The following is a 15,025-nucleotide window of genomic DNA, read 5'->3' on the forward strand; positions in this document are numbered from 1 at the left end:
GGAGCGTACAACGGCTCGTTGTGTCATTACAAGCGGGGGTACTCTGTAGAATACCCCCGCGTCACGCACCAAACCTATCGTTGAATGACAGGGACGTAGACTTTGCGCTCGCTACCAACGGTGAACTGGATGGTGTAAGGTGCGCTCAATGTATTACCGGCACTATCCTTTACTCCGGTTGTTACCTCAGCCCGATAGGTGCCATTCGCCAACACCGTGCGCGGCATCATCACGATCTGATGCACCGCTGCATCATACCGCACCCACGCCGGCACAACCGTTCCATCACTCCGCCGCAAGATGACCGTGGTGGTGGTGACGGTTGTCGCATCCAGCGGTTCCGACATACCGACTAGAATCTCAGGTACATAGATTGGGCCAGCCGTATCGGTGTACACCGGCGTCGCTAACACAACTACACCTTTCGCACCATCGGCAGGACTGGTCCACAGCACCCGTGGCGACGTCGTGTCACCCTGGGCCGTCACCATGACGGAGATTTGCGCTGCCCGACTGGTTGACGTACCGTTGCTCACCCGGAAGGTGAAGGCGTCGGCGCCGGTGAAGTTCTCGCCAGGTGTATAGGTCAGATTGGGTGCTGTGCCGGTGAGTGTGCCACCGTGCGGACGATCAACAATCTCATAGGTCAGCGGCAACCCGCTTACCTCACGACCACTGAGTGTGATTGGTAGCGGCGCCATATAGGCCGTGGTCAGGCTCTGCGGTTCAGCGACCAATGGCGTTACAACGTTCACCCAGGTGTTGGTCGGCGTCTCCTCCGGCACGCTGGGGAAGTAGACGGTGGCCTGATTGGCAACGACGGTACCGGACGGCAGGCCATTGGTCAGCGCGACCGTGTAGGTCAGCACGCCAGACGAACCGGCTTGCCCCTTCGGCGCCAGCTCACCGACTGTCCAGACAATTTCGCGGGTGGCGGTCAGATACTGCCCACTGCCGTGGACAAAGGTCAGCGTGCGCTCGTCAAACACCGCCGGCAAGGGGTTGACCACGAACACGCCGTAGGCCCGGCCTTCCCCTTCATTTTCATAGCGGATGGTGTAGGTCACCACCTGGCCCGGTAGCAGATCACCCGTCGGGCCGGTGATGTCGTTGGGGTCTTTGGCGCGCAGCAGCTCGAGTTCGCTACACCTGGACGTCTCACCGGCTGCACAGATACCTGGTGATGCGAGGGACACTGCACTGTAGGAAGCTGTCGCTTCCACGCAAGATTTACAACCCCCTTCATTTCCATAGCCAGCCACGCAACGTTGACCGCCGGCGCAGTAAATGACTCCGGGTGTCCCGTATGTCCCGGTGGTTCCGTTGCACTCCTCTTTCACGCATGCGTCACCAAGTAGCTTAGACCAACCGGGAACCGTCCAGCGCACTTGTCCGGTGGTGGTGCAACAATTGGAGTTAGGGTCAGCTTCACATTCGGTATAGCAATCGTAAATCATCTTGGTGACATCGAGGACTTCAAGAGCCAAAGCTACCGTCCCGCCACTACCGCCGGTAGCGATTGTCCACATAAACATCTTAGTCAAACTGTCTGCCATGACCTTGAAGTTCACTTGTTGGCCGATGCAGTTGAAGTTACAGTCACTCACCGAACACCCCGTTGATGCCCTCAATCCGACAGTTTGTGAATCAGCGCCAGGCATCCAGTCGCCCCAATACGAGCGGGAAAGCCCGTTGAGCGTCATCGTTATCCCTCCGGTGGTGTCGTGGAGTGTGTAGAGGCCGTCGGCGCTAGTCATCGCTAATGCCATACCTTCATAAAGTGTCAGCAGGCGTACTGCACGGCGATCGGGGGTGCGGAACACGGCGCCGGTAACGGACGTGCCATCGTCATAGGTGATACGTCCGGCTTCCAGATAACGGTAGCCCTGTGCAATGGCTTCCTCGTAGAGCGTTTGTAGATCGGGTACGGTTCTGCGTAGTGCATCAAATTCTGTCTGGCTGACGATGGTCTTTCCAGTAATAACTTCTTCCATCTGATGGGCGAGGTATTCAGCCGTGTTGAACGCTCCGGCGTTGTAATTGTCCGCCGCCAGGAGAGTTATTGAACCGTCCTTGTAATCGGCCGGCAGCCCCCACTGGAAGCGCACGCGCACGGAAACAAACGCCTCGGCCTGCGGCAGCAAGTCACCTAACTTCCAGAACACCTGATGGCGGTCTGACCAATAGATACCGCCACCGGTGCTGTCTACATACTCGGCGGCTCGAGGAAGCTGAATCAGCAGCACTGCATTCTCTACGGTAATGCTCATCCCGTTGTAGTACTGAATCGCGTAGTCTACCGTCTCACCTGGGCTAACCCGGGTGGGTGCACCGGTACGCACTATCATCTCACCGGCCACCTCACCACTGGATGGCGCACTCAGCCACGGATAGAACAGGATATTGTCGCCCACACCGTTGCCCTGGCCGGTAGGATTCTGGGTTGCGTGGTAGGGACCGGTTGCATGCCCCCAGTAGTTGTACCGTGCGTCGATGGGAGGCGTCCCCCAGGCGGCAACCGCTAACTCTGCATTATCGTGCAGGTGGTTGTAGCGGAACACTGGTGGTGACGCTGGTGGCTCGTTGTCAAAGTAAAAATGCACCCCCCGCGTACTGGAATGATGAATCTCGCAGTTCTGGATATTAGCCACCGGAATACCGGTACGGGGATAACCCCAACGGATTAACAGACTACCGGTGGTTTGGGCACCACCATAGCCGATCTCGCAATGGCGTAGCATGAGAGTAGCGCGCTGGCGGGCCTGGATGCCTATCCACCATCCCGGTGTCTGCGTGGCGCCGGTAAAGACGACCGGCCTGGTGACTGTGCCCGAAGCGTTCAGCGTCGCCTGATCCTGCACTTCCAGCCACGTCGGCGAGTTGTACTGATTCTTGTCGAAGCGGAGGATTGTCCCCGACAGGATGGATAGCAGCGCATTGGGCGTCACATTGATGTCGCCAGCGACACGCACCGGAATACCGGCATCGCCCAAATCCCATCGGCGACCGCCACTTATATCGCAGCCGGGTAAAACCAGCTCATTCTGGGTGTTGCCGGTGGCGGTCAGGTTGCGCGCCGTAATCGAACCGTTGCAGTACCAGAGAACGGCGGCGCCAGTGTTGTTGTTGAAAGAAACACCCTCTAACACAGGATTGATGTTATGGTTGTTGAAGTAAATGCCATGCTTTTCACGGTCAAGGCCACCCGACGCACCGTTCCCGGCAATTGTCAGGTTGCGCAGTGTCGGTTCGAGGATGCCTTCATAAGTGTAGCCGAAGATGCCTGACCAGCCGTTGCGGCGGATGGCGCCGCCTTCCCATGTGGGTGCCAGCACCGTGCCGCGTTGAGCTTCCAAATAGACCCCATACTGGCCGTTATCGGATACCTCGACGTTGGATAGTACCGGGCGGATCGTGCTGTTATTCTTGCTCGCCAGGTAGAGACCGGTGCGCTTATTGTGATGGATCTTGCAATTCTGCACCTGAGCGTCATCGGTATTGATCTCAAGCCCACCATTGCCATAATTGGAATCGGTAGCGTAGCTAATATCGCAATACGCCAGGCGCAGTGTACTGCCTGCCTGCGCCCACAGCCCCAGCCACTCGCTGTTACTCGGAACGGTACCGCCTGGAGGTGTCGTTGCCGCGGCAGCAGACGTAAAGATGACCGGCTGCGTCGCAGTTCCCTCAGCGTTCAGAGTACCACCACTGGCGATAGTAATCCCAAAGGCTGGACCGAGTGCTAACCGTGTACCGGGCCGGATGGTCAGGGTGCGACCATTAGGTATGATAAGCTGACAGAGCGTGGAACCGCAGGTGGCACCGAAATTCGTGCCGCCCAGGGTTGCGTTCTGAGTTATCTCACCTTCGAAACTACCGATGGTTACTTCGTTGCGCGTGTTATTGCTGAACGTCAGGTTACTGTACGTTGGCTGCATGTTGATGGTGGATTGCAGGACAGTGTACCCATAGGATGAACCTGTCGCAGTATGCCCACTTAACTGAACATGCTGAATTGTCGGCGACAGTCCTGCTCCATTCAGGTAGATACCGATACGTCCACCGTCGCGCACTTCACTATTGGTGAGTGAGAATTGCGCTCCGGCTTTTACCTCAATCTGCGCTTCGCTCCAGCCATCAAGAGAACTGTTGATCAGATTGCCACCAGCATAGCGAATGCTGACATGATCAAGAGTGGTCTGGCTACCGGTGTTGAGGATCAGGCCATGCCAGTCACCCGGCGCACCACTGCTGGGGCCATTACCATTGGTATCGCCACCGGCACTGTCGTCGGCCAGGCTGGTAAAAACAATTGGCTGATCGGCTGTGCCCTGAGCAATGAGGCGTCCATCTACGCGTATGCCACCCCCTCTTGACCCACCGTAGGCAGACACCCAGAAGAACTTGACAATGACGCCCGGTTGAATCGTCAGCGTTGCCCCACTCTGAACCACCAGGGCACAATCTCCTACCACATACACATTACCCGTCGTCCAGGTGGTATCCGTCGTGATCGGATCACACACGCTTATCACCGCCTGCGTGTGTGGCGGCGGCAGGACCGGGATGGTCGCCGACCAGACACTCCGTGAAGCCAGGAGGAATCCGCTGACAAGCACGGTTGTGCCCAGGATCGCCCAAACATTGATACGGAAACGCATGATCTCCTCCTTGAGCTAAATACCTGAATGCGCCGAGAGCTGCTGGGGGTTGCAGATATGATGAAGCGAGGAGAAGATGCATGCGTCTCGATGCGATCTTGACCTCGTTCAGCGGTTATGCAAACCGCACCTTCGCCGCCCGGTACGTGAGGTCTTCACAAGGAGACCAATATCAATTGCCAGTCTATTATAGGTTTTGTGAGCAATCATAACCTGTATAAACTGCTTTACTTATCGTGAATGTTAAAAAACTCGTTTGTGATAAAATGAACATACAATTTTTGCTTGAAAAATAAGAAATTTTTCATCCAAGTTATAGGATTATGTAGCAAGTAACATATCATTCATCCGAAATCGACTTTGCCACAGTTATAGAAAGCTTTCAGGCACGCATACCACTGTAGTGGAAGAGCACGAAGATCAGCGTAGGCGTTTCCGGTAATATCTACGATCACATAGACGCCAGAGATGTGCTTGCACGAATCATCATCCGTAGCCTGTGGTGAGGAAGGGAATGTATAGTCATTCGGAACAGAAATCTTTTACCCTGAGAGGCTAGCGAACGCAACAACGTTGCTCATCATCAGGGCTTTGATTTGGGAGCGATACTAACCTTTGATTTGATCACCATTGTCAGGATTATGAAGTACAATGACACAGCAACCGGATGTCCCGCTACAAAACAGAGCGCATTCCAGGGTCAAGTATGCAGTAACATGGATCGTACTCTGGATTTTTGTGAAATGACACATCCATGCCCCGTCTAAATCCAGCCATACATCTAACCTTTTTACTGATTCTGACGTGTTTCGTGCGTTTGCTGGCAAGTATTTTCGCAAACGATATTATCGATGTACGTAATTATCAGCAAGTCGCTGAAGTCATTGATCGCTTTGGCGTATCTGGTCTGTACCGCCACACACCGGACATCTATCCCTACCCACCATTGTGGGCAGGGTTTGAGGTAGCTGCATACTGGCTTGCCCAAAACAATATCCTGTCCTTTTCGCTGGCGATCCGTCTGCCGATCATTGCCGCCGATGCGGGCATTGTGGCGGTGATCTGGCAATGGGTGCATCGCCACAGTGGGTCGTCACGGCAAGCAATGCAGGCGGCAATGATCTACGCACTGAATCCGGTGTCGATCATTGTTTCGTGCTGGCACGGCCAGTTCGATGCACTGCCACTGTTCTGGGCAGCGCTGGCAATGATCTGCACCGCCTGGCAGTGGCAGGCCATTGCACTGAGCATTGGGATTGCGCTGAAATCGTTTCCCGTGTTGCTGGTTCCGGCGTTTCTGTGGCACTTGCAGCCGCTACGCCGACAGGTGCAGTTCGGGCTGCTCGCGCTGGTGCCGGTGCTTTTGCTGCTGGCACCGTTTGTTGTCGATGATGCTTCCGCAGTTGTCCGTGAGTTGTTCGGGTATCGTGGGCATGCGTTGCTGGGGATCATGGTGCCGGTACGAACTGTGTATGTGCCGCTGGTCGGTGAACGTTTTCCGGTGGAAACGACCCGCCTGCTTATTTCGCTGTCGGCGTATGGATTTCTGATCCTGTACGCGCTGACTGTGTGGTCTATGAAGCGTCGGTCAATGAGTGTGCCGATGCAGGCAACGCTGATCGTTTTGCTCTTTTATGTCGTGTACGCTGGGATCGCGCCGCAGTATCTGCTGTGGGTGTTGCCGTTTATGATTATGGCTGCCCGTCCGGGAGCGGTGCTTGTCTATTCCGCTGTCTCTACGCTGGCTTTACTGGGGTTCTATCTGTACGCAGTGCCCGATATTTTTCCCTTTGCGCTCACCGTCTCACCCCGGCTGGCTCAGGTTGCCTACGGTCTGTTCGGTTCGTTGTGGTGGCTGACTTGCGGCGGTTTGCTGGTGTGGTTCTGGCGGCAGAGGTGAGAAGATCAGGTAATGATCAGCCCGAATGACACTGCTCACAATAATAAAGCGGGCAAAGAGAGAACCCTTCGCCCGCCGCTGGCGCCCCCGGTGCGACTCGAACGCACGACACGCAGTTTAGGAAACTGCTGCTCTATCCCCTGAGCTACGAGGGCATTGCGCAAAAAGTCTACCATACTCCGCAATGGCGTGCAAGCAGGTGATGTTGTTCGACGCCCAAAACCTCTCTCCCATGCTCGACCGCCCTGCAGTGCGGAGGGCGGGAGGATGCACTGTTTTTTTCACACCAGTATCAGACTCACCGCCACGGTTAAGATGGTTACCGGTAGACCGACTCTCAAATAGGCACCAAAGGTCACCCGTACCCCCCAGCGCGCTGCCAGCTCGGCCATAATCAGGTTGGCAACCGATCCCAATAAGGTCAGATTCCCAGCCAGAGTCGCGGTAGCGGCCAGGGTGAGCCAGGCCCGTTCTTGATCGGCAAACGCCGGGATTAGGCTCTGCAACAGGAGTACTGCCGGTACATTGCTGATCAGGTTCGAGAGTACAACCGATACCAGGCCGAATGGAACCATGCCGGCCTGAGCCAGCGGGGCCAGATTCGTGAAGAGGATGTCCGTCCAGCCCTGAACATCCAGGGCGTGGGTGACGACGAAAAGACCGGCGAAGAAGGTGAGCAGGTTCCAGTCGATGGTTTTGAAGACGCGCTCAGGGCGCAGCCGCCGGGTGGCGAGCAGGGTTGCTGCGGCTACGAACGCTGCCAGCGGTACCGGTACGCCAACCAGAAATGCGATCAGCATCAGGCTGATCACCAGCGCCGCTTTGCGGAGGAGCGGACGGTAGACCCGCGTGCGCAGAACATCGGGGGTGGTCAACGGGCCGCCACGAAATTCGTCGCGGTAGACCAGCAATACAACAATCCAACAGATGACCAGACCGATCAGCGCCGTTGGTGATAGGGCTGCCGCAAAGTCGAGGTACGAGATTTTGGAGGCGCTACCGATGATGATGTTTTGAGGGTTGCCGGTGATGGTTGCCGTTGAACCGACGTTGGCGGCAACCGCCAGGCCGATCAGGTAGGGCAGCGGATTACGCCGTAACGCACGCGTAACATCGAGCACGATTGGGGTCATCATCAAGACAATCGTGTCGTTGAGAAAGAGTGCTGAGAGGATGCCGCTGGCGCCAATCACCAGGGCCAGCAGCGAGCGAGGACCACGGGCAAACTGAACGACGCGCTGGGTGATGACGCCAAAGAAGCCGGCCAGAAACAGGCTGCCGTTGATCACCATCATGCTGAACAGTAGCACGATGGTGTCGAGATCAAGGGCCGCGTAGGCTTCTTCAAGCGACATGGCACCGATTCCCAGCAACAGCGCCGCCCCGATGAGTGTGATGGTCGTGCGATCAGCACGCAACAGCGGCCAGCGTCCGACCGCCACCCCGATGATGGTGGCCGCGACGATGCCCAGGGTAAGGATCGAGATGATGGTCATACAGGTTGTCTCAGCGACATTAATGCAGGTGCGACATGACGTATATCAATGGTGATCGGTTGTACCTCGTTTAGAGCGATCCTTCGCGACCCGCATCCGCCGCAGTGACGAAGATGGGGTTGGTGAAGAGCCATGGTTTGCCGCCCCAGTAGGCTTCCACCCGGTACACGCCATCATCGGTTACGGTCTGGCGGATGCGCCGAATGCCGCTGGTCATGACTTCGCCATTGACGATCAGACGGGCATAGGCATCAGCACCAACATCAACCTCCACCAGCAGCGGCCCGCCGGCCAGGCTGATGGTGTCGCCGATCTCCGCCAGATCACCCGGTCGGCTGAGACGAAAGATGATCGACGGTGCGTCTCCGTCAAGGCGATTGACAAAATAGCAGCGTCCGGCAGTCAATGCAGCGTAGACCTGATTGGTGGCAGTTGTTGCATCGCTGCTCAATGGCTCAGGCAACAGCAGATAATTGGTCAGCGTCCGAAAGATCCATGGATAGGGGAAGACTTCGATTTCGCCCCATGGTGCCTTCCGCTTGAAGCCGTGCGCATCAACACCGCCAATTCCAAAGGTGCGTCGTCCGACCATGTTCAGCCGATCCCACCAGGCCAGTGTGGCCAGAGTTGGCCCGCTCAGGCCGAGTTGCGGATACAGTACCAGGGCCAGTTTGTTCCGTTCGGTCAGGTGTTCCCCCCAATCACTCATGAAATTCCACAGTTCAAGCCCAACCACGCGACCGGTCCGCTGACTCGGCCCGTCAATCGTCCAGTCATCCCAGCGGTAGATGTCTTTGAAGGAATTACGCACGCGCTCGTCGGGGTGAGCAATGATGCCGAAGCCGCCCCGCTGGTAGACTTCATCGATGAATTGCTGCGGTGGCAGTTCGTTGCTGATCACGGTATCAACATTGAGAGCCAGGAAGTGATTGTGATCGGGGGTAATTTCGTGACCGACAATCACCAGTACATCATCGTGCCAGCCGGCAAACGGTAGCCCTTCGAGCGTATCGTGATCGGTGACAATCACCCAGCGCAAGCCGGCTTCGCGAGCCGCAGCGATCAGGTGGGGAAAGGTCGCCGAGCCATCCGAATAGGTGGTATGCATGTGGATCGCGCCCGGATAGATGAAAGGATAGTTCATGGTACACTCCATGTACAAATATTCGCCCTCTGTATGCTACCACAGACCAGTATGATCGTTATTGACATCGATGCCAGTCGGGTCACGGTTGCCCAACGTACCGGCACGGAACGGTACAGCTATGAACTGATTGCGGCGCTGGATCGCATTGCTCCGTCTGACATTCACTTTCGCCTGTATGTCAATGGTCGCCGCGATCAGCTTCCCCCGGTAAGCGAACGCGCTACGATTCACGACATTCGCTTACCACGCCTTTGGACGCACCTGCGGCTTGGCCCGACGAGCTGGCGCGCCCGGCCCCATGTTCTGTTCGTACCGGCGCACGTGGTGCCCTTGCTACATCCACCGACGGTAGTGACAATTCACGATGTTGGGTACCGGGCATTTCCCGAAACGCACACCGCCCGCCGACGTCTTGAATTGGAGCTGACGACACGCTGGAGTCTGCGCGCTGCTCGTCACGTTATCACGATTTCGCACGCCACCAAACGCGACCTGATCAACTGGTACGGCGCCGATCCCAATCGGATTACGGTGACGCATCTTGGGTGCAGCTCGATCTTTGCACCACCAGCCGACCCGCGTGTCGTGGCAGCGGTCACAGCGCATTACGGTCTTGATCAACGTCCGTACCTGCTCTACATCGGCACCGTTCAACCGCGCAAAAACCTCAGCCGGGTGATTGATGCCCTGGCTCTGACCATCGCTGCCGGCTACGACCTCGACCTGGTGATTGCCGGCAAGCGCGGCTGGCTCAGCGAACCGATTGAGCGGCGCGCCGGCGAGCTGGGGATTGCCAATCGGGTGCATTTTACCGGCTTCGTGGCCGATGCCGATCTCCCGGCGCTGCTGGCCGGTGCGCTGGCGTTTGTGTTTCCGTCGCTCTACGAAGGGTTCGGGATGCCGGTCGTCGAAGCGATGGCCTGTGGGACACCGGTCATCACCAGTACCAGCTCGTCATTACCCGAAATCGCCGGAGATGCAGCGCTCCTGGTTGATCCGCTCGACACCAATGCGATTGCGGCTGCTATCATGCGTCTGAGCGATGACCAAGATCTGCGAGCAACCCTGCGCCAACGCGGTCTGGCACGGGCGCATCTGTTCAACTGGGAAACCTGTGCCCGGCAGACACTGGCAGTGCTGTTACAACAATCGCGGTAGCAGAGTTTGTATCAAATCTTGCCTGACACTGTGCATTATTCAGGTTGTCAGATCAGTATAGAAACGCCCGGTACGTTGTTGCTGGCAGAGGTGTACTGTCTGGTTCACGACATCCACGCTCAGAGGCAACGTCAGGGTGATGGGTGCAAGCGGGATACGCCAGCCATGCTGTCAGCGGGGCTATGCGACACCCCCACCCCAGCCCGCCCCCGCTGGAGGTGGGAACACGCCCCCACCCCAGCCCGTCCCCGCTGGCTATGCATTACCCACAACTGGTATCAACAACGGGTGTACCAGCGGGTATGATGGCCATGGGTGCTGTTGTGGGCAACTGGCCCGGTGGCAGTGCGCAGCTCCAGCCGTGCGATCACGTACTGGATGGGTTGCCTTACGCGCACATCATGTGCGTGTCGCAGAGTTTGGAGTGCGGCAGCCATGCTGCCGCGCCAGCCGCGCTCACGATCCGGCGCGTGGGACGCCGTTCCCCATCCTGGTCACGGGGATGCTGGATGTGCTTGTTTCGATCATCGAGTCGGTCAGTGATGAATGCGATACCTGCGCGTAGACATGTTGTTGTACCAAGTTTGCACACCAACAGCCACGGCCAGCACCTGCCGGCGGTGGCGAGAATGCCTGCACACAGGTTGGAAGCCTGCGCCACGGGTAGCCGCCACGGGGAGCGCTTGCCTCCTGGCTTAACGCAGCGTGACATGTGGGGAATACATAGCCTTGCTAGAGGCGGGTGTGAACGGTTCAGCAGAGGTCAGTAGTGTGTAGTGTGAGGTTTGTGAGCCAGCCGGAGGTTCGCGATCTTGGGAGACGCCGGCATATGCACATCACGACAGAGCACTGACAGGCGCAGCGTGCGGGTGATGGTAGCGAGTGTGCAATGGCTGGTAGTTAGCTTTGATATGCCAATGCCGGGGCCGGGAGGATGCGATGGGAAGCAGCGATCACCAATGCTCTGAAGCGGCAGACGCTTTAGTTTGCGGGATTCATCTGTTCAACCAGGGAGAGTTCTGGCACGCCCATGAACAATGGGAAATCTGCTGGCGTGCTGCCCAGGGTATGGATGCCGATTTTTATCAGGCACTGATCCAGAGCGCGGCAGCGCTGGTGAAATGGCGCCAGGGCAACCTGCGCGGTTTGCGGCTCAATTGGGCGAAAGCGCAACGCCGTCTGAGCCGTTTGCCGTCGTTCTACCGTGGTATTGATCTGGCACGCCTGCAAACCGCGATGACAGCGCTGGTCAATGATCCAGAGCTGGCATCTGCGCCGGTGTTAGACCTTCCGCCAGCGCAGTGATGGTTTGTACGGGGTGATGATCGGTGCGAATGCAGGTGCATTTTGGCAAACCCGACAGACGCAAAGCGCACCGGGGGCGCGCGCTCCTAGTGCTGCGCTGGGTGGTGATCGGTGCGAATGAAGGTGCATTCTGGCAAACCCGACAGACGCAAAGTGCGCCGGAGGCGTGCGCTCCCAGTGCTGCGCGGTATGATGATCGGTGCGAATGCAGGTGCATTCTGGCAAACCCGACAGACACAAAGTGCGCCGGAGGCGCGCGCTCCCAGTGCTGCGCGGTGTGATGATTGGTGCGAATGCAGGTGCATTCTGGCAAACCCGACAGACGCAAAGTGCGCCGGATGTGCGCGCTCCCAGTGCTACGCCGGGTGGTGATCGGTGCGAATGCAGGTGCATTCTGACAAACACGGCAGCTCCATAGCGCGCCGGAGGCGCGCGCTCCCAGTGCTGCGCCGGGTGGTGATCGGTGCGAATGAAGGTGCATTCTGGCAAACCCGACAGACGCAAAGCGCGCCTCCGGCGCGCGCTCCCAGTGCTGCGATTTGTATGAATGAAGGTGCATTCTGACAAACCCGACAGACGCAAAGCGCGCCGGAGGCGCGCGCTCCCAGTAGCTACACAGCGCGCCGGAGGCGTGCGCACTCAGGGGGCAGAGGTGTCTGATGACCGCTTACCCTGCTTCTGATAACCCGGAGAGATCGCAGAGAGGCAAGGTGCGCTACAGCACGTTGTCGCTGCTGACTGTGGCACCCCGCCTAATCCTCATCCCGGCGTGGAATGACTCGTGGCGCCCGGCGCGGCTCTTTCGGCGGTGGCGGCCCTAACACCAGCTCAAGCGCCTGCTCGATGCGCTCTATCAGGTGAATGGTCAGTTGTCGCCGCAAGGCAACCGGTATCTCAACCAGATCGTGCTCGTTGCGCCGCGGCAGAATGATCTGGCGAATGCCGGCCCGATACGCACCGAGCACCTTTTCTTTTACCCCGCCAATCGGTAATACACGCCCATGCAGGGTAATTTCACCGGTCATGGCAATGTCGTGCCGTACCGTTCGCCCGGTCAAGGCCGAAATCAGCGCTGTCGCAATCGTCACCCCCGCTGAAGGGCCATCTTTCGGGGTAGCGCCTTCGGGGACGTGAACGTGAATATCGAGTTTGTCGAAATGGCGGATTTCGATCCCCAAACGACTCGCGTTCGCCCGCGCAAACGAGAGCGCTGCCTGCGCCGATTCTTGCATCACTTCGCCGAGCTGACCGGTGAGGAGGAGGTTGCCTTTGCCATCCATCAAGACGACCTCAACCGGCATGATGTCGCCTCCGGCACTGGTGTAGACCATCCCAATCGCTACCCCTACCTGGTCGCGAGGATCAATCTTGCCAATCTCAAAGCGGGGTGGCCCCAGCAGCTTCGGCAACGCACGCGGTGTAATCTGACGGGGGTAACGTCTTCCTTCCGCAATCCGACGGGCAATTTTGCGGCAGATCGCGCCAATCTCGCGTTCGAGATTACGCACACCGGCTTCGTAGGTGTAGTTGCGGATAATTGTGTGAATGGTCGCATCGCCGAAACGAATGGTTGCCGGCGGCAAACCGCTGTCGGTCATCTGGCGGGGAATGAGAAATCGGCGGGCGATATGGAGCTTCTCATCTTCGGTGTAGCCGGGCAACTCAACCAGCTCCATGCGGTCGAGCAACGGATCGGGAATGTCGTCAGCAACATTTGCCGTCGTGATAAAGAGGGTTTGACTGAGATCGTAAGGCAGATCGAGATAGTGATCGCTGAAGGTGCTGTTTTGCTCCGGATCAAGAACCTCTAGCAATGCTGCCGCAGGATCGCCCCGAAAATCACTGCCCAGCTTATCAACCTCGTCGAGCATAAAGACAGGGTTGATCGTCCCGGCAACTTTCATCCGTTGCAAGATGCGCCCTGGCATCGCCCCAATGTAGGTACGGCGATGACCACGAATCTCGGCTTCGTCATGAACACCACCCAGGCTGAGGCGTACAAAGCGCCGACCCAGTGCTTCAGCAATGCTCTGCCCAAGACTGGTCTTGCCAACGCCGGGTGGGCCGACAAAGCAGAGGATCGGTGCCCGCCGCGACGGCCCGGCCAGTTGGCGCACTGCAATGTATTCGAGGATGCGATCTTTCACCTTCCGCAAACCATAATGGTTGCGTTCGAGCACTGCCGCTGCCGCTCGCAGATCACGGTTTTCAGGGCTGGCATTACTCCACGGCAGTGAAATCAGCCAGTCGAGATAGGTGCGCAGCATGCCGTGTTCAGGCGACATTGGTGAGATGAGTTCCAGCCGGGCCAGCTCCTCTTCAAAGCGGGCCATCGCATGGGCGGGCAAACCGGCTGCCGCCGCCCGTTCACGCAAGAGCATAATCTCGCGCCGTGAGGGGTCTTCCTGCCCAAGTTCACGCTGAATCGCCCGCAATTGCTCGCGCAGAAAGAGTTCGCGCTGGCTGCGATCAACCTCTTGCTGCACCTGACTATGAATACGATTTTCCAGCTCTAGTAAATCCAACTCTTTAGCAAGCAGAATCTCCAACTGACGCAGGCGCTGCTGAATATCAGCTAACGCCAGAATACGCTGGCGATCTTCAACTGAGATAGGCAGCAGTGCAGCAATAATATCGGCCAGCTCACCGGGTTCGGCACTGTTGAGCGCCGACAGGTAAGCGTCATCGGGAAGATTGCGCGAGAGGCGAACGATCTTCTCGAAGGTGGTCAAGATGGTACGGCTCAATGCCTCGACCATCAACGCAGCATCCTCATCGAGCGGCGGTGTTTCAAGCGGCGTCGCCAGCACACGCAAGGCGGGATGTTCAGTCACCACACTGACAATCTGCATGCGCTGACGCCCTTCCAACACGACGCTCAGTGTACCATCGGGCAGTCGGCGCACACGCTGTACAGTCGCTTCTACCCCAACCGGGTAGAGATCATCAATGCCTAACGTCAGCTCATCAACCGGGCCGCGCACCGCCACCGCCAGCACCAGGCGATCCTCAGCCACTGCCTGCTCAACCGCATTGATTGCCCGCTCATCACTGACAAACAGCGGGGCCAGCATCTGCGGAAACAAAACACTGTCCAGCAGTGGCAAGACCGGTCGCTCATACAATGTGGTACCGGAAGGAGATGGTGACTGTTCATTTGCCGGCGTTGTGGTCATATGCTCGCTCCTGCGCAGATGCATCCGAGAGAGACGATGGTAAACCATCTGCGCATTGTCATGATAGTATGTTCAGTGTAGCACATACTGACATGTTGCGCGTTGATGATTGGTAGCACCAGCAATGCCCGATAGTGGCAAGACGTTCACTGTCGGCTGATGCTGAGCGAAGTTTCTCTCCT

The 15,025-nt window shown here is 57.5% G+C and carries 7 protein-coding genes and 1 tRNA gene; 3 read left to right on the top strand and 5 right to left on the bottom strand.

Features of this window, described 5'->3' with window-relative positions:
- Positions 1–74 precede the first annotated feature (74 nt).
- On the bottom strand, positions 75–4,661 hold the full coding sequence (locus CAUR_RS00400; RefSeq protein ID WP_012255990.1) for an Ig-like domain-containing protein: 4,587 nt from the start codon (positions 4,659–4,661) through the stop codon (positions 75–77).
- A 754-nt stretch (positions 4,662–5,415) separates the two neighbouring features.
- Between CAUR_RS00400 and CAUR_RS00405 the strand changes: the two genes are divergently transcribed.
- Positions 5,416–6,561, top strand: a complete 1,146-nt coding sequence (locus CAUR_RS00405) for an MptA/MptB family glycosyltransferase (protein WP_012255991.1) — start codon at positions 5,416–5,418, stop codon at positions 6,559–6,561.
- Between the two features lie 79 nt (positions 6,562–6,640).
- Here CAUR_RS00405 and CAUR_RS00410 read toward each other — a convergent pair.
- From CAUR_RS00410 to CAUR_RS00420, 3 genes are all read right to left on the bottom strand, one after another.
- Positions 6,641–6,716 (bottom strand) — tRNA-Arg (locus tag CAUR_RS00410).
- Positions 6,717–6,842: 126 nt separating this feature from the next.
- Positions 6,843–8,057, bottom strand: a complete 1,215-nt coding sequence (locus tag CAUR_RS00415; RefSeq protein WP_012255992.1) for an anion transporter — start codon at positions 8,055–8,057, stop codon at positions 6,843–6,845.
- Positions 8,058–8,127: 70 nt separating this feature from the next.
- Positions 8,128–9,201, bottom strand: a complete 1,074-nt coding sequence (locus tag CAUR_RS00420) for a CehA/McbA family metallohydrolase (protein ID WP_012255993.1) — start codon at positions 9,199–9,201, stop codon at positions 8,128–8,130.
- A 51-nt stretch (positions 9,202–9,252) separates the two neighbouring features.
- On the opposite strand from CAUR_RS00420, the gene CAUR_RS00425 reads away from it, so the two are divergent.
- Positions 9,253–10,362, top strand: a complete 1,110-nt coding sequence (locus tag CAUR_RS00425) for a glycosyltransferase family 4 protein (protein ID WP_012255994.1) — start codon at positions 9,253–9,255, stop codon at positions 10,360–10,362.
- A 939-nt stretch (positions 10,363–11,301) separates the two neighbouring features.
- A complete protein-coding gene (locus CAUR_RS00430) occupies positions 11,302–11,667 on the top strand; it encodes a DUF309 domain-containing protein (protein WP_012255995.1) in 366 nt (121 codons plus the stop codon).
- Positions 11,668–12,419: 752 nt separating this feature from the next.
- Here CAUR_RS00430 and lon read toward each other — a convergent pair.
- Complete coding sequence (gene lon / locus CAUR_RS00435) at positions 12,420–14,843, bottom strand: endopeptidase La (protein WP_012255996.1); 2,424 nt, start codon at positions 14,841–14,843, stop codon at positions 12,420–12,422.
- Positions 14,844–15,025: the final 182 nt, after the last annotated feature.

Source organism: Chloroflexus aurantiacus J-10-fl (assembly GCF_000018865.1).
In the GTDB taxonomy this organism is placed as follows: Bacteria; Chloroflexota; Chloroflexia; order Chloroflexales; family Chloroflexaceae; genus Chloroflexus; species Chloroflexus aurantiacus.